This is a genomic window from Paraburkholderia tuberum STM678 (assembly GCF_902833905.1).
GTDB classification, from domain to species: Bacteria; Pseudomonadota; Gammaproteobacteria; order Burkholderiales; family Burkholderiaceae; genus Paraburkholderia; species Paraburkholderia tuberum.
In genome coordinates this window covers 1-14,896 of sequence record NZ_CADFGP010000049.1, presented here as the reverse complement: position 1 = coordinate 14,896, position 14,896 = coordinate 1, and the positions used below count along the sequence as shown (strand labels likewise).

Genomic DNA, 14,896 nt, shown 5'->3' with positions numbered 1-14,896 from the left:
TGGATTCCATTCAGGCGGTGGCGTCGAGCGGCTCGTCGTTCGCCAGTTCGAGGTTGATGAATTTCGTGTCCATGTAGTCGCGGATCGCGTTCGGGCCGCCTTCGCGTCCGAACCCGCTGTCCTTGCTGCCGCCGAATGGCGTCTCCGCCGTCGACGCCACGAATGTGTTCACGCCGACCACGCCGGCCTGCAAGCGTTCGGTGGTTTCCAGCGTGTTGCGCATCGAGCGCGTGAAGACATAGGCCGCAAGCGCGAACGGCAGCCGGTTCGCCTCGGTGATGGCTTCGTCCATCGTCGTGAACGGGGTGAGCGTGCCGACCGGGCCGAACGGCTCGTCGTTCATCAGACCAAGGTGCGGAGCGGGGTTGGCGACGAGCGTCGGCTCGTAGAACCAGCCGCGGCCGAATTGCGATGGACGCCGGCCACCGCATAGCACGCTGGCGCCTTCGCTCACGGCTTCATCGACGAGGCGTTCGATCGCCTCGCGGCGTTTCGACGTGGTCAGCGGACCGAGATCGGTGTTCTGCTGCAACGGATCACCGACGCGTAGCGATTCCGAACGCTCGACCAGCGCCTTCACGGTCTTGTCGAAGATCGATTCGTGGATATAGAAGCGCGTCGGCGATGCGCAAACCTGGCCCGCATTGCGGAACTTGCCTAACGACGCGAGATGCGCGAAAGCGCCAATGTCCGCGTCGCGATGCACGATCACAGGTGCATGGCCGCCGAGTTCCATCGTGACCTTCTTGAGGGTCTTCGCGGACATTTCGACGATCTGACGGCCGATGGGCACCGAGCCGGTGAAGCTGATCTTCGCCACGCGCGGATCGGCCATGATCGTCGGCGTAATCGCATCGGCTTTGCCGATCACCAGATTGATCGCGCCCTCGGGAAACCCTGCGTCGACGAAACAGCGCACCAGTGCCATCGTCGCGCCGGCCGCTTCGTTTGACGGCCGGATCACGATCGCGTTGCCGCCGGCCAGCGCCGGGCCCATCTTGCGGGCCAGCAGCAGCAGCGGGAAATTCCACGGCGTGAAAGCGGCGACCACGCCGAGCGGCTCGTAATGCACCAGATACCGTCCGCCCTTGACGCGACTTTCGTATGACATGCCGAACACGCGGCGTGCTTCGTCGGCAAACCAGTCGACCGACTCAGCGGACGCGTTAACTTCCCCACTGGCCTGCGCGATTGGCTTGCCGGTTTCCAGCGCCACGATTCGTGCGAGTTGCGGCGTGCGTTCGCGGATGAGTGTTGCGGCCCGGCGCAGTAACGCTGAGCGCTCCCACGGTGTGAGCTTGCGCATTGCGGCCGAAGCCTCGGTCGCGGCGTCGATGGCCTCGGTGACCTGTGCCTGCGTAGCCAGCGGCATATAGCCCAGCCGCTGTTCCGTCGCCGGATTGATCGAAAGCTGGCCGTTGTCAGCCGTCGTGGCCTGCCAGCGACCGCCGAGCAGCAAGCCGTGCTCGCGGTAGTGCGCTTCTAGTTCCATTTGCCTCCTCCTGATAGGTATCGCGGACATTCCCCGACTTTCCTAGGTGCTTTCCCGGGGTGCGCTCTTGCATGCACTCTTTTTCTTATATCAACACCTTGACAGCTAAGTGTCAACACTTTTAGAGTGTGTGTCAGCGAAATATGATTTGTCGCATGCACTTGCGAAGCCGACGAATCGCTAAAAAGAACGCCGCGGCGCCGCCGAATGCGTCATGCAGCCCTCCCTTTCCATGGAGCGAGACAAAATGAGTTCGTATTCCCGTCGTACCTTTCTTCAAACCCTCGGAGCAGCCGCGGTGGCGGCAACCGGGACCGGCTTCTTTTCGTCGCTCGCCCGGGCCCAGACCGCGCAGTTCAAGCTGAAGTACGCGAACAATCTGGCGCTGTCCCATCCGCTCAATGTCCGCGCAAAAGAAGCGGCGGACGCCATCAAGAAAGAAACCGGCGGCCGCGTCGAGTTGCAGATTTTCCCGAACGGTCAGATGGGAACGGATACCGACATGCTGTCGCAGGTTCGTTCGGGGGCCATCGACTTCCTTACTCAAGGTGGCGTGGTGCTGTCGACGCTGGTGCCGGTCTCCGCGATCAACGGCATCGGCTTCGCGTTCAAGGATTACAACCAGGTATGGGCGGCAATGGACGGCGAACTCGGCAGCCACATCCGCACGGCGATCTCGAAGGTCGGGCTCGTCGCGATGGAAAAACCGTGGGACAACGGCTTTCGCCATCTCACGAGTTCGGTCAAGCCGGTGCAAAGCCCGGCCGACCTCAAGGGCCTGAAGATCCGCGTGCCGGTCAGCCCCCTCTGGACCTCGATGTTCAAGGCGCTCGACGCCTCGCCCACCAGCATCAACTTCAGCGAGGCGTATTCGGCGCTGCAAACCAAGGTGGTCGACGCGGAAGAAAACCCGCTCGCGCTGATCGAAACCGGTCGCTTCTATGAAGTCCAGAAGTACTGCTCGTTGACTGGCCATATCTGGGACGGCTTCTGGTTCCTCGGCAACGCGCGTTCGTGGGGCAACCTGCCGCCGGACTTGCAGACGATCGTGGCGAAACACCTGAATGCGGCCGCAGTGGCTGAACGCGCGGACGTCGCCGCACTGAGCACGTCGCTCGTCGGGCAGTTGCAATCGCACGGCATGGCGTTCAACAAGCCCGATATCCAGCCGTTCCGCGCATCGCTTCAAAAAGCCGGCTTCTACGATCAGTGGCGCAAGAAATACGGTGATGAAGCCTGGGCGTTGCTCGAGAAGTACACGCAGAAGTTCGCATGAGCGCGGACCATCGAAGAGTTTCTGGAGAACGAGTCATGACTTCCCGAGTTCATCCCGAGCAGGTGTTCGCCCACGACATGGGCGCGCCGAAGGACCGACATGCGGTGTCGAAGGTCGTGCGCGTCGGCAGCACACTCGAGACGGCCATCAAGTGGATCACCGAAGTGCCCGCTGCGTTGCTGCTGGCGGCCGAAGTGGTGCTGCTTCTCACCAACGTTACCTGCCGCTACGTGTTGCAGGATCCGTTGATCTGGGGTGACGAGCTTGCGTCGATCCTGTTCATCTGGCTGTCGATGCTGGGCGCAGTGGTGGCGTTGCGCCGCGGCGAACATATGCGACTGACGATGTTCGTCGTCAGAATGTCGCCGCAAAATCGCGCGTTTGCGGAGACGGTTGGAAATTTCATCGTGATGACTTTCGTGCTGCTGCTGGTACGGCCGGCAACGGACTGGGCGATGAACGAATGGATCATCAGCACGCCGGCGCTCGATCTGCCGAATGCCATTCCCGCGGCCGCGATTCCCGTGGCGGCTGTGCTGATGCTCGTGCTCGCCATTACGCGGTTGCTCGAGCGCTCGTCGCTTCGCGATTGCGTGAAGGCTTTCGCGCTCGTGGCGGGTGTTGCAATTGCGCTCTACATCGTACGGCAAGCGCTCGCGCCACTGACCGCGCTCAGCCTGATCCTTTTTTTCGCCGTCGGCGTGATTACGATCATCTGTCTCGGCGTGCCAATCATGGTCGCCTTCGGCGTGTGCACGTTTGCTTACCTCGCAACCGTCACCGGCGCACCGTTGACGATTGTCGTGAGCACGATGAATCAGGGGATGTCCAGCCTGATCCTGCTCGCCGTCCCGCTGTTCATCCTGCTGGGCGCGCTAATGGAAGCGATGGGACTTGCCGAAGCGATGATCCGTTTCCTCGCATCGCTGATCGGGCACAAGCGTGGCGGCCTCGCCTACGTGCTGATCGGCGCCATGTACCTCGTCTCCGGCATCTCCGGCTCGAAGGTGGCGGATATGGCTGCGCTCGCGCCGGGCCTGTTCCCGGAGATGAAAAAGCGCGGCGCGAATGAAGGCGACCTCGTCGCGATGCTCAGTTCGGCGGCGGCCATGTCGGAAACCATTCCGCCCAGTCTCGTGCTGATCACAATCGGTTCGGTGACCGGCGTTTCGATCGCGGCGCTGTTCACAGGCGGCTTCATGCCGGCGGTGGTCGGCGCGGTAGCGCTCGCGGCAGTAGTCTGGTTCAAAAGCCGCCGGGAAATCATGCAAGGCGTGCAACGGGTCTCCGGGGCCGAAATCAGCCGCGCATTCCTGATCTCGCTGCCTGCGCTCGCGCTGCCCTTCGTGATCCGCGCCGCCGTGGTGGAAGGAATCGCGACAGCGACGGAGGTGGCGACGATCGGCGTGGCTTACACTTGCGTGGTCGGTTTGCTACTGTACCGCCGCTTCGACTGGAGCCGGCTCTGCCCTATTCTGGTCGAAACGGCCTCGCTGTCCGGCGCGATTCTGATCATCATCGGCTGCGCAACGGCAATGGGATGGGCGCTCACGCAGTCGGGCTTCTCCGCGCAACTCGCCAACTTGATGATGGCGGCACCCGGGGGCAAGCTGGGCTTCCTCGCGATTTCTGCCGTTACATTCGTGATGCTCGGCAGCTTTCTTGAAGGTATCCCTGCGATCGTACTTTTCGGGCCGCTACTGTTCCCGATTGCGCGCGCCATGGGCATTTCGGACGTGCACTATGCGATGGTCGTGGTATTCGCGATGGGACTGGGTCTGTTTGCGCCCCCGCTGGGCCTTGGCTTCTACGCGGCGTGCGCGGTCAGCAAGGTCGATCCGTCCACCGCGATGCGCCGCGTTTGGCCCTATCTCGGGGCTTTGGCGGTGGCCCTCGTCGTGATAGTGCTGGTTCCGTGGGTATCGGTAGGCTTTCTGCATGCAAAATAGAGGTATCGAATGGCACAGACAAGGCAATGGACATGAAAAGCGCGCCCAACGGTGAGGTGAAAGGCACGGTGAATGCACGTGCACCGGAGGTGATTGCGTCGAAGCTCGACGACATCCGCGATCAGGTGCGCGCCATGATCCAGCGCGGGGATTTGCGCCCGGGTGAGCGCGTGAACGAGCAGGCGCTCGCCAACCAGATCGGCGTCGGCCGTAATTCGGCGCGCGAGGCGTTGCGCTCGCTTGAACAGGCCGGACTCGTTCGCATCGTGCCAAATCGGGGCGCGGAAGTGCGGCGACTGTCTCTAGAAGAGGCGATGGATCTGTATGAGATTCGCGCAGGGCTCGCACGCACGGCGGGACGTCTCGCTGCGCTGCGTCTGGCCACTGAAGAGGAGCACTTGCTCGATATGCTGCTCGACCAGATGGATGCGGCTGTGGCCCAACGCGACAGCCGCATGTATCGGACCCTGAACACCGAGTTCCACCGTCAGGTGATGGCGGCGACCAAGAACCCCCGACTGATCACGATCAATCAGGCCGTTGAAGATGAACTGACACTCTACATTCACAAGGGCGTGTATTCGTTCACGCAAATGCAGCGTTCCTCAAAGGAGCACCGGGAGCTTTTCGAGGCGCTGCGTGCCGGCCACGCCGACGCGGCCGCGCAGGCTTTTGAAAATCATGTGCAGACGGGCAAGAAGCGCATGCTGGACACCGTATCTACGACTCCGTCCGAGCGCTAATGAAATTGGAGTGGCTTGTTGAAAAACATCATATTTCTGGATCGTGAGACGCTTTCCGTCGAGTTGCCCAGGTTTTCGTTTGCGCACCGCTGGGTAGAATATCCGTCGACGAGAACCGAGCAGATTGTAGAGCGTTGCCGGGCGGCGAACATCGTCGTCACGAATAAGGTGCCGTTGTCGCGTGAAGCTCTGCTGCAGATGCCACATCTGGAACTGATCGGCGTGCCGGCTGCCGGAGTCAACCATCTCGATCTGGACGCCTGCCGCGCTCGCCGCATTGAGGTCGTGACGTGCGCCGGCTATTCCGCGATCTCGGTTCCTGAACACGCGTTCGCACTGATGATGGCATTGCGCCGCAATCTCATCCCGTACTGGCAAGATGTCCATACAGGAGGTTGGAGCGGTTCGCCGACGTTCTACGCGGAGCTGCATCCGGTGGACGATCTATATGGCTCGACACTTGGCGTGATTGGCGGGGGACATGGCGGCAAGCGCATTGCGCAACTCGCCGAAGCGTTCGGCATGCGCGTATTGTTCGGCGACAGGAAAGGGCGGACAGCCGTGCGCCCCGGATATACCCGTTTCGACGCACTACTCCGCGAAGCGGATGTGATCAGTCTGCACTGTCCGCTCACGGAGGACACACGTCATCTTTTCAGCACCGCCGAATTCAGGCAGATGAAGCGCACCGCATCGCTGGTGAACACAGCGCGCGGTGGAATTGTCGATGAGGCTGCGCTTATCGAAGCACTTGATCGAAAGCTGATCGCTAATGCGGCGCTGGACGTGCTCGAACAGGAGCCGCCGGCGCGCGATCATCCTCTGCTGCGCAGTCAAAGAACGGATCTGATCGTAACGTCGCATGTGGCATGGCGAACCAGGGTTGCGATGAATCGGCTGGTACTGCAACTCGTTGATGGAATAGAAAAGCACTACGGACTCGCAGCCGTGTGAGCAGCGGGCTGGAATGTTGGTCCGTGGATGCGGTGCGCTTTCATTGGACCGCGTGAGGCTTTGTCAACTTGCCGGTAGCAAAACGAAACGGTGGCAGAGGTCACCATTGCTCAGCAAGCACTCGACGGATTCTGGGTGAGGTCGGTGAATTCGTGCCACGCAGCGAATCGAGCCGCGAGGTGTTTGCGATAGAGCGAAGCACGCAGCAGATGCCCCTTGAGCGCGAAATGCTGCCGTATCGGACCGAAACACGAGAGGAATGCCTGCGTGCGTTTGCAGTCGCGAAATCCCCGCATGCGACGCTCGCGTTCGCGGGTAGGTTGGTGGCTGTTCTCCGCCCGGTTGTTCAACCGGGCTGCCGCTTTGACGAACACGTGCTTCACGTTCGCCAATTCGGGAATGTCGGCCTTTGCGGCCGGGTAGCTGCGCAACTGGTCGGTCACGATCTTGCGCGGCACAGGGCATGAGCGAAGCACGCGGTTGATGAAACGTTTGGCGGCAGCCTTCGCGCCGCTTCTGCAACAGGATTTCGAGTTCGGCACCATGCTCGTCGACGGCCCGCCACAGCAGGTATGGCTCACCGCGCAGCGTCACGAACATCTCATCGAGATGCCAGGTGCTGCCCGGTTTGCGGCGCGCAGCCTTGACGCGATGCGCGAAGCCCCCGCCGAACTTGTCGCACCATCGGCGGATCGTCTCGTAGCTCACGAACACGCCGCGTTCGAACAGCAATTCCTCGATATCACGCAGGCTCAGCTGGAAGCGGAAATACCAACGCACGGCGCAACTGATGACTGCGGCGGGAAAGCGGTGACCGTGATAGAGCGATTTCGTCTTTTTCATTGCGACATCTTACGCGACCGCCTCGGTAACGTGACAACGCCCTCCCGAGTGTCGTCGCTAGAGATGGCGGGCATGACCGAACAACGGTCACAAAAATCCTGTTTTCACCACCGCGCCAAACGCCAAGCACGTGCGGACCGGGTTGGACGTCAGACGTGATCACCCTGCCCGATGAATCAGACGTGGCCGCCCTGAGAGCGAGGGGTATCAACGCGATACGTAAATAAAAGGCCAAGTCGCCTGCCAGGCATGTCACGCCGCCATGCTAGGATGTTTTTCCCTCACCGCGCCGAAGAGACGAACATGACAGCCCATGATTTCACCGAGTTTTCGTGGGACGAACAGGAAGACGTCAAGGCTGTGCTTGCAAGCCGGGGACTTGATTTGCGCGAGTTCAAGATCGCGGACGACGATAACTCCCGCTCCGGTGGCAGAAAAGGAGCGATCCGGCAGATCTCCATAACGCGCATCACCAACGGCAAAATGGCGATCTACGACACCGATCATTTCGCACCATGGATCACCGATTTCGACGAGGCGCTGGCGGCGGGATATTTCGACGACTGAAGTCGCAGCGTTCACCGTCTACGAGCTTGCATTGGCTACCGCCGACGTCGGCCTCGGACATCGCGGCAAACGCCCGATCCATCTTCGCCAGCGCCTCGTTCGCCATGACGCGAATCGAGCGCAGCGGATGCGAGGGCGGAACGTGAGCTAGACGCAGGCTGAGATGATTCTGAGCGGAACAACGTGCAACGTGCGTGGCCGCTCACACCTGCGCCCGTCTTCGCTGTTGCCGAGTATGCGCATCGCGGCTGCTGAGCAGCATGGCAGCGTGCAGACGTGCGAACTCCTGGGCTTTGTCGGCATCGCGCTTACAGGGCCACAAGGCAGACCCCGCGTCGGATAGGTGCCCCTAACCAGAAAATTGCTCGAAAATTAAAGGCACCCCCTTCTACGCGGCAACAATGGCGCAACTACTAAGTAGCCCATATGAAAGATTGACCATTTAATTTATGACAAATCGTCAGGTCGGTTGACAAAAACTGACAGCCGTGTCGGCTCTGGCAACCAGACAAGGAGAATATAAGACGGCGCTGCACTGGCCATTGCGGGCGGCGAGTGCGAACTGAACCAGAAGCGACGCCCTGGTCATCTCCCTCGAGGAGCAAAGCGTCGAGGCGAGGCTAGCCGACCACCATCATAATCTAGGAATGTCCGACCGACGGCATCACAAAGAGGCGTTCGTCCCACACCACGGGTTGCGGCTCGGTCACGGCAATCCGCGTCGCGTCGGGGTGTGCGGGATTGACCAGCACGTTGAACTCTGCACGGACGACGACGGAAGGTACGATCAGGAGCGCGGTACGCGACTCGGTCAGCCAGGCGTCGCCGAACTCCCTTGCCGCCTGCAGTGCTGGCGCATCCCATCCCCCCGGCAACGATTCGGCCGAATGGCGTTCGACGCGAATATCGTCGGGAACCGCTGCTTCAACCCATCCGTGTGTCTTCGGTACCTTGCCGATGCGCGCATGAACAAGAACCTCGAGCATCGCACCGGCGAAGGTCGACGCGGCGTAGATGACGGGTCGCCCCGGGCTATTGAAGCGGCCGCCCACCAGCATCGCGCCGGTGCCACTCCAGACCGTGTGTCGAGTGTCGGCGATTCGAAACAACTTCACGCCGGCAACCCATAAAACAGTTTCCAGAGCAGCTCTTCGACCCGGCGCGCGCCGAGCTCGGTCAGCGCAACATCGAGCGGCGCCCTCCCTTCGAGCTCCGGGTGCGGCGTCGACAGGAATTCCCGCGCGTCCTCTTCGTCGTTCCAGACGTAGGCCGTCGTCGCGACGATCCTGGCCAGCCGCTCAGTCTTTTCCGATTCGTCTGGCGTCAGCCGATCGCGACGCCGCTTATAGGTCGCTTCGGGGATGATGCGGGCAAGTAGCGCACGCCGGGCGTCGGCACCCTGCGTCGCATGTTCGACGCCCGCGCGCAGCGCGGACTTGGGCAGGCCGTCGCGGACAAGTGCCTCGAGTTCCGCGAGCGTGTGCGGGACCTGCCGCAGTTCCATGACCGCGGCCACTGCTTCAGGCGTGATCAGTGACATGCGACTCCCGACTAAAGTATCAGTTGATGCCTAATGATAGCGCAATTGATACCGTCCGCAAACCCATCTTCGATCTAGCGGGCTCCAGCGGGGAGACTGCCGAGGCGGTCACCTCGACATCGTCCGTGACTGTGAGAATCGCCCACATAGCATGACGGCACGTTACGGCCTACAGAAATCTTTCATAAACGAAACGCTCAAGCAATTAAGCATCCGCTCGCGACAGGATGTCGCAACGGGCACACGGATAAACCATTTATAGTGCACTGCACAAGCCCGTGTGATCGGTAGGTGCGATCTGACGGTCGTGTTATAGTGCACTGCACAATCTCGGTCCGATCGGCAAGTGCGATCTGACGACCGCGTCCGGCGTTGCCGGATTGCGGACAGACATGCCGCTGAAGGTGAATCGCCACGCCTGTCAGCTACGCCCAGTTTCTGACTACATCATCAAAATGAGGTCCCTGTGAAATACCTTCCCCGCATCGCCGCGTCTGGAGCACTCCTGGTCGTCGCTCTCGGTATCGTCACCTTCGCCCAGATCAAGTTCGCGCCGCAATCCGCAGACAACAACCCGGTCGCACGGATCGTCCTGAACGTCGAGTCGCAACTGAACGGCTGAGCGACTCCACCGCTGTATGTAGCCCGCGCCCCGCAGGCAAAGGCAGGCAAAGCAAACCCGCCAGGCTCCGAAGAGAACTGGCGGGTTTGAGCTACTGATTTCGGATTCACACGCCAGGCGATGGTAACGGAGTTGACGCCTGCTCAGTCTCCTCCAGCGATCAGTCAGCCTCCATGTCCACGGCATCCAACACCTTGGCAGGTCACCAATCGTCAATTCGAGACGCTTCATTGTGGCCTCGTGAGACAGGCAATCGTCCCCTTCGACGTTTCGATCATCAGAAACTTAAAGGAGCGTGTCGCCACACTGGTCCAGCGCAAGCCAGCCCTCCCCGCCTTACGCAAATTGTCACCGCGCAACCCGAAGGCATGGCCGAATCCAGAATTTGTGCAGCAGCCTCCTGCACGAATTGAAACCTCTTCGGCTTGGTAAACATAGGATTGCGAATTAATCTCCGATCATTTCTTTTATGTCAAATTAAAACCTGCGGAGCACAGCCGCCCCCAACAGCCGTTGGTTCAAGTAATTTTGTTCCCGTTCTAAACGGAATTTCGTCGTGTTCCTCCAAAAGTCGCATCGATTCGATCGTATCAGTCAGTTGCACTACGCATTCAAGATCATGGCCTACACGATGATCAATCTACGACACTATCGCGGTAGTTGATCTGACAGTTGAGGTCCATGCTTCATGTCCGGCGCACCGCGCCGTGATCCCGTTCGCCCTCATCCTGCGGAAATACATCCATGACAACACAAAACTGCCTCGCCCCCTCCTCGACGCGGCTGGTCTCGCCCACTTGCCCATTCCGTTGACCGCCGTCAGATCGCTTCAACCGAAACTCGCAACCAGTTATTGCATAACGTTAATCGACGATCAAGCCGATGTGCATATCGTTGAACTTGCCGACAGGTTCATTAGCGTGCCGCAAACCGGTGATGTCGGTCGATCTGAACGCGAACACGTTGCCGACGATGAAGCGCCGGCCGCCGTTGACCCTCGTGAAACCGATCCACTTGCGCACCGTCGCGTCGTCGAGGGTGGCGTCGGCCGTTGATGGGTTGATGCCGAAGAAGGCGAACGTCAGTCCATCCATCTGGACATCGCGCTCCAGGCGATGGCGGTACAGGCCGCAATTGCTGATGATGGCGCTCATGCTAGGATTTTTCCAATATGCAGACGGAGGCCGACATGTGGACCTGTCGAAACTGCAATGCGCGGTTTGCCCTCGGCGTGATCGAGCCCCAAATCGATGAGGAAGGATTTTTTTTCATTTGTCCCGACTGCGACTACCGGAACAAGTTGGTGAACATCGGTCGGGAGGCGGCAGGCCGCCCGCAGCTTGTCCAGCGAGACGACGAGTAAGGCACCTTTTCGGAGGCGATCATGCAGTTCGACTATAAGGAGTTTCACATCGACGCGTCGCCGCTGGATGAAGGCGGACACTACTACGCCCGCGCGAAGATCTACCGGCGCGCCTCGGTGGGTGGTGATAAGTTCGAGGTGAAGTATTCGGGCGACCTTGGAGACTATCCTTCCGACGCGGATGCAATTGAAGCTGCCGAGCGATGGGCGATCCCATGGTGCGATGCGAACTCCGTTTAGGCAGCGTGCTACGATTTCTCGAAAACCCAGAACGGGACCTTCATGGCTAGCCACAATTTCACATACAAAGAAGTCAACTACAGCGTGTACGTGACCGAACAGAAAGACGGGAGGTGGGACTGGGCATATACGATGACTAAGCCCCCCGTCTACTGGAGAAACCAAGAGACGCCTGCGAGAAGTCAGGAGCAGGCGATCGAAGAGGCTCGTTTCGACGCGGAGCGCCGGATCAACGCGATGTAGCAGTTTCACCGCGTACCTCCTTTTCCGTGGGCGGTGTCTAGGGTGTTGCGCGCAGCACGGGTCGATCGCGTTGTAGTAGGCCATCATGCTCGGATTCCTCGAAAGCGACCACGGAGGTTGCCATGCTTCATTCGGATGTGTACAAATTTCAATACACACGTCAACAGGGTCTGCAGCGTACCTACGACGTGGTGCTTAACGTCGCTCATTCGGAAGCCGGCGTATTTGCTTACGAGTCGTGGGTGCATTTCGCTCACGAGTTCAAAGGCAACGGGCTCGTTTTCCCGCTGATCGCAAGGACGGCCGCTGATGCCGAGGCGGAGGCTCGAGGACGGATTGAGGACAACATCGAGCACCTTGCCGGGGTCGCTGAGTAAGCTGCTCATTCCGTCTTATCTCCAGTAGTCAGTGCGCCGTCGCCGGGCTTGCGAACGTAGACCTTCGTTCCGGCAGGCAACTTGAAGATCGAGTCGTACGGCGTAAAGACCCTTTCGGCGAAGGCGGCCACCTTCGATGACGCGTTCGAACGTCCAGCGGTAGCGCCGGCGGTCGGCCTTTGCAATGGTTTCGATTGGTTCCGTCGCAATAAGGCGTTCGGTTATGCTGTTGGTTCGTATCCGTCAGCGTAACCCGTCAGAAGTTGGAATTTAGTACGAGACCAACAACGCCGCGAGAGATCAGGACGAGGTGAGCGAGATCCCGCTGGGGGGCCGGCCAAGATCCGGTCGATTTGCGATCATAAGCCCTGCAGTTATGAAATCGACGTCCCTTATTCAATAGCGGAATAAGTCATTCAAGCCGTGAATGCCTCCCCGAACTGCCGCGCCCGCTTCACATCGTCGGCATGCAGATAGATGGACGTCGTTGAAATCGACGCGTGCCGCAGGTTATCCCGCACGGCGCTGAGTTCGACGCCCTTCGCAAGCGCATGGGTGGCATGGGTATGCCGCATCCAGTGCGGCGTCGCCTGACGGAGTTTCTCCGCCACCACCGGATGGTCGTTTTCAATAATCTGCGCAGCGTGCCGGAAAAACCGGCGCATGACTTCCCACAGACGCAGGGACTTGATGCCGGCATCGTCATCGTCCAGGCTGCCGATCAGCGGCGTGGCGGGGTTCCAGTGCGCGCGGCTGGCCGGCAGTCCGCGTTCCTGCAGGTACCGCTCAAGCGCTACGCGCGCCAGCGGCGTCAAGGTCACCCGTGCAGGTTTGCCGCCTTTGCCGACCACATGCAGCCAGTGGTCGCCGGTGGCGTCGACCTCGATGCTGCGCAACGTGGCACTGGCCAGTTCGCTGATCCGAAGTCCCGTCGCGTAACCGAAATCCAGCATGAAGCGAAGTCGCTGCGCGGCCGGGGCCTGCCAGCCGTAGGACCATTCGAGCCCGTTGGCAATGGCGCGCACCAGCAGCCATTCGCCTTCGGTGAAAACGTGCGTAGTCTCAAGAGCTGTGGCGCGCTTGCTGCCGCGAACCTTGATGCCCGCAAACGGATTGGCCACGACGTAGCGCTGCTCCATCAGCCAGCGGAACATCGCGCTGAGGGGTATTCGTACTTCCCGTGCATTATCTGGCGGTTGCAGGGCGCAGAGGCTTGCCGAACAAGGGTTTGCCGTTTCCTGGATGTCGCGTGACCATGAGTTTCGCAAGTCATTGATCTGTCGGCCGTTTTTCGTGCAAACCGCCAGAATTTGCACGATTCGAACGATTACCCCCATGCTGGTGCTTGCCTTTGGCGGCCCATGCCCGCATACTAGCTAACATTGATTAGCTAATACGTAGGTGGTGCCATGCTCACGATCAACATGCACGACGCCAAGTCGAAACTATCAAGCCTGGTCGAGCGGCTGGAGGTCGGCCAGGAAAACGAGGTCATCATCGCCCGCAACGGCACGCCCGTCGCGCGGCTGCTGCCGTTCGCGGCGCCGCGGCGCATCGGCGCCGCGCGGCACCTGCTGGCCGGCCTGGCCGTGCCCGCCACCGTCGAGGCGTTCAACGCCGCTGATGACGCGATCGCCGCCGACTTCGAGGCAAGCGCGCAGCAGGGACTCACTCCGTGAAAGTGCTGCTCGATACGCATATCGCGCTGTGGGCCGCCGAAGGTGCGCCACAGCTGTCACCGCAGGCCGCCAGCCTGATCGAGGATCCGGCCAATACGTTGCTGGTCAGCGCAGCCGCGATCTGGGAGATTGCCATCAAGCATTCGAAAGGCAACCTGCGCGTGCATCCGCGCGATGCCCGCTCGGCGTTCCGCCTGTCCGGTTTCGTCGAACTGCCGATCACGGGTGAACATACGGAGGCAGTCTCGATGCTTCCTTTCCATGCGGATCACGCGGATCCGTTCGACCGCCTCATGATCGCCCAGGCGCTGCACGAGGGGATGCCCCTGCTGAGCGCCGACCCGAAGGTGTGGCGCTATCACCCCACCCTGATGCTGCAAGCCTGACTTCGCCTGTTTGCTTGACACCGGCTCGCTCTAACGGGTGTCGCCGCGCACTCGGGCGACGCTGCATCGGCTTCAGCCGTCGGCGCGCGAAGTCACTGACTTCGGGAAGATGCGTAGGGCACCGGTTGTGCAATCTCATGTTCCTTCAGGTACGCCCGGATGGCTTCGACCGGATACGGTTCAAGCGGTAGAGGTACCAGGTGTCGCGAGCCGCTTCCACCGTCTGCAGGTCCGCTGCGCCGGTCATTCGAAGATTGGAGGCGCCTTTGGGAACTGAATTGCCAAGCGTCGGCCTCCAGTCGACCGTCCCGACGTTTGACCCGAAATCGTCAATTTGAGAACGGAGTAGATTTGGACATCTTCTACTACTGGAAAGACTTCGTATCGGATGTAAACGAAGGGCGGATAGGTACACTTGGCGCCGATACTCACAAGCTGGCTGAACTTCAGGAGCGGCTGCCGCGCAAGGTGTGGACGTTCATAACGCCTAAGGGGATGAAGGGGAAGGGCGGTTTCAAAGGTGAAGCGCAACAGCGGGTTAATGAACGGAAGCTGAAGTTATCGAAGCGGTTGCGAGCATACGTTCGAACACCTCGAATGGCGAATGAAATACATGCGTAGC

General features: G+C 60.3%; 16 protein-coding genes and 2 pseudogenes. 12 read left to right on the top strand and 6 right to left on the bottom strand.

The genetic code is table 11. The features are described from left to right. Positions 1 to 10: 10 nt before the first annotated feature. Positions 11 to 1,492: an NAD-dependent succinate-semialdehyde dehydrogenase gene (locus HWY30_RS31290; RefSeq protein ID WP_090812510.1), complete on the bottom strand. Its 1,482-nt coding sequence runs from the start codon at positions 1,490 to 1,492 to the stop codon at positions 11 to 13. Between the two features lie 247 nt (positions 1,493 to 1,739). On the opposite strand from HWY30_RS31290, the gene HWY30_RS31285 reads away from it, so the two are divergent. The 4 genes from HWY30_RS31285 (at position 1,740) to HWY30_RS31270 (ending at position 6,414) form a co-directional block, all read left to right on the top strand. Beyond that, entirely contained in the window at positions 1,740 to 2,768 is a 1,029-nt protein-coding gene (locus HWY30_RS31285; protein WP_090812511.1) for a TRAP transporter substrate-binding protein, read from the top strand. A 77-nt stretch (positions 2,769 to 2,845) separates the two neighbouring features. Continuing rightward, complete coding sequence (locus HWY30_RS31280) at positions 2,846 to 4,717, top strand: TRAP transporter large permease (protein WP_167368871.1); 1,872 nt, start codon at positions 2,846 to 2,848, stop codon at positions 4,715 to 4,717. 32 nt (positions 4,718 to 4,749) lie between these two features. Then, positions 4,750 to 5,460: a GntR family transcriptional regulator gene (locus tag HWY30_RS31275; protein WP_090812642.1), complete on the top strand. Its 711-nt coding sequence runs from the start codon at positions 4,750 to 4,752 to the stop codon at positions 5,458 to 5,460. A 15-nt stretch (positions 5,461 to 5,475) separates the two neighbouring features. After that, positions 5,476 to 6,414, top strand: coding sequence for an NAD(P)-dependent oxidoreductase (locus HWY30_RS31270; protein WP_244145081.1), 939 nt, complete (start codon positions 5,476 to 5,478; stop codon positions 6,412 to 6,414). Between the two features lie 110 nt (positions 6,415 to 6,524). On the opposite strand, the pseudogene HWY30_RS31265 reads toward HWY30_RS31270, so the two are convergent. Then, positions 6,525 to 7,257: pseudogene (locus HWY30_RS31265) on the bottom strand (IS6 family transposase). Positions 7,258 to 7,560: 303 nt separating this feature from the next. Between HWY30_RS31265 and HWY30_RS31260 the strand changes: the two are divergent. Then, positions 7,561 to 7,824 (top strand): hypothetical protein, encoded by a 264-nt coding sequence (locus tag HWY30_RS31260; protein WP_090812644.1) that lies wholly within the window; start codon positions 7,561 to 7,563, stop codon positions 7,822 to 7,824. Positions 7,825 to 8,465: 641 nt separating this feature from the next. Here the strand turns inward: HWY30_RS31260 and HWY30_RS31255 are convergent. Both HWY30_RS31255 and HWY30_RS31250 read right to left on the bottom strand, forming a co-directional pair. Beyond that, positions 8,466 to 8,939: an RES family NAD+ phosphorylase gene (locus tag HWY30_RS31255; RefSeq protein WP_090812513.1), complete on the bottom strand. Its 474-nt coding sequence runs from the start codon at positions 8,937 to 8,939 to the stop codon at positions 8,466 to 8,468. Continuing rightward, positions 8,936 to 9,364 (bottom strand): antitoxin Xre/MbcA/ParS toxin-binding domain-containing protein, encoded by a 429-nt coding sequence (locus HWY30_RS31250; RefSeq protein ID WP_046565320.1) that lies wholly within the window; start codon positions 9,362 to 9,364, stop codon positions 8,936 to 8,938. The genes HWY30_RS31255 and HWY30_RS31250 overlap by 4 nt, the downstream gene beginning before the upstream one ends. A 466-nt stretch (positions 9,365 to 9,830) precedes the next feature. On the opposite strand from HWY30_RS31250, the gene HWY30_RS31245 reads away from it, so the two are divergent. After that, positions 9,831 to 9,986, top strand: coding sequence for a hypothetical protein (locus HWY30_RS31245; RefSeq protein WP_158608233.1), 156 nt, complete (start codon positions 9,831 to 9,833; stop codon positions 9,984 to 9,986). An 863-nt stretch (positions 9,987 to 10,849) separates the two neighbouring features. Here the strand turns inward: HWY30_RS31245 and HWY30_RS31240 are convergent. Beyond that, positions 10,850 to 11,140: a DUF1643 domain-containing protein gene (locus HWY30_RS31240; RefSeq protein WP_244145080.1), complete on the bottom strand. Its 291-nt coding sequence runs from the start codon at positions 11,138 to 11,140 to the stop codon at positions 10,850 to 10,852. A 17-nt stretch (positions 11,141 to 11,157) separates the two neighbouring features. On the opposite strand from HWY30_RS31240, the gene HWY30_RS31235 reads away from it, so the two are divergent. The 3 genes from HWY30_RS31235 to HWY30_RS31225 all read left to right on the top strand — a co-directional run bounded on the left by HWY30_RS31235 (position 11,158) and on the right by HWY30_RS31225 (position 12,209). Beyond that, a complete protein-coding gene (locus HWY30_RS31235) occupies positions 11,158 to 11,349 on the top strand; it encodes a hypothetical protein (protein ID WP_090812514.1) in 192 nt (63 codons plus the stop codon). Positions 11,350 to 11,370: 21 nt separating this feature from the next. Further along, positions 11,371 to 11,589: a hypothetical protein gene (locus tag HWY30_RS31230; RefSeq protein ID WP_090812515.1), complete on the top strand. Its 219-nt coding sequence runs from the start codon at positions 11,371 to 11,373 to the stop codon at positions 11,587 to 11,589. Positions 11,590 to 11,954: 365 nt separating this feature from the next. Further along, on the top strand, positions 11,955 to 12,209 hold the full coding sequence (locus tag HWY30_RS31225) for a hypothetical protein (protein ID WP_090812517.1): 255 nt from the start codon (positions 11,955 to 11,957) through the stop codon (positions 12,207 to 12,209). Positions 12,210 to 12,625: 416 nt separating this feature from the next. On the opposite strand, the pseudogene HWY30_RS31220 reads toward HWY30_RS31225, so the two are convergent. Further along, a pseudogene (locus tag HWY30_RS31220) lies at positions 12,626 to 13,372 on the bottom strand (tyrosine-type recombinase/integrase); the annotation flags it as partial. Between the two features lie 246 nt (positions 13,373 to 13,618). Here HWY30_RS31220 and HWY30_RS31215 point away from each other — a divergent pair. The 3 genes from HWY30_RS31215 (at position 13,619) to HWY30_RS31205 (ending at position 14,895) form a co-directional block, all read left to right on the top strand. Then, positions 13,619 to 13,888, top strand: a complete 270-nt coding sequence (locus tag HWY30_RS31215) for a type II toxin-antitoxin system Phd/YefM family antitoxin (RefSeq protein WP_090812518.1) — start codon at positions 13,619 to 13,621, stop codon at positions 13,886 to 13,888. Beyond that, positions 13,885 to 14,274, top strand: a complete 390-nt coding sequence (locus HWY30_RS31210) for a type II toxin-antitoxin system VapC family toxin (RefSeq protein WP_090812519.1) — start codon at positions 13,885 to 13,887, stop codon at positions 14,272 to 14,274. Before HWY30_RS31215 ends, HWY30_RS31210 begins: the two co-directional genes overlap by 4 nt. Positions 14,275 to 14,625: 351 nt before the next feature. Continuing rightward, positions 14,626 to 14,895, top strand: coding sequence for a hypothetical protein (locus HWY30_RS31205; protein WP_090812520.1), 270 nt, complete (start codon positions 14,626 to 14,628; stop codon positions 14,893 to 14,895). Position 14,896 lies beyond the last annotated feature (1 nt).

Coding starts and splice junctions, on each gene's coding strand:
- HWY30_RS31235 (WP_090812514.1), top strand. CDS start 11,158: ATGCAGACGGAGGCCGACATGTGGACCTGTCGAAACTGCAATGCGCGG.
- HWY30_RS31290 (WP_090812510.1), bottom strand. CDS start 1,492: ATGGAACTAGAAGCGCACTACCGCGAGCACGGCTTGCTGCTCGGCGGT.
- HWY30_RS31260 (WP_090812644.1), top strand. CDS start 7,561: ATGACAGCCCATGATTTCACCGAGTTTTCGTGGGACGAACAGGAAGAC.
- HWY30_RS31215 (WP_090812518.1), top strand. CDS start 13,619: ATGCTCACGATCAACATGCACGACGCCAAGTCGAAACTATCAAGCCTG.
- HWY30_RS31280 (WP_167368871.1), top strand. CDS start 2,846: ATGGGCGCGCCGAAGGACCGACATGCGGTGTCGAAGGTCGTGCGCGTC.
- HWY30_RS31240 (WP_244145080.1), bottom strand. CDS start 11,140: ATGAGCGCCATCATCAGCAATTGCGGCCTGTACCGCCATCGCCTGGAG.
- HWY30_RS31230 (WP_090812515.1), top strand. CDS start 11,371: ATGCAGTTCGACTATAAGGAGTTTCACATCGACGCGTCGCCGCTGGAT.
- HWY30_RS31285 (WP_090812511.1), top strand. CDS start 1,740: ATGAGTTCGTATTCCCGTCGTACCTTTCTTCAAACCCTCGGAGCAGCC.
- HWY30_RS31225 (WP_090812517.1), top strand. CDS start 11,955: ATGCTTCATTCGGATGTGTACAAATTTCAATACACACGTCAACAGGGT.
- HWY30_RS31250 (WP_046565320.1), bottom strand. CDS start 9,364: ATGTCACTGATCACGCCTGAAGCAGTGGCCGCGGTCATGGAACTGCGG.
- HWY30_RS31275 (WP_090812642.1), top strand. CDS start 4,750: ATGAAAAGCGCGCCCAACGGTGAGGTGAAAGGCACGGTGAATGCACGT.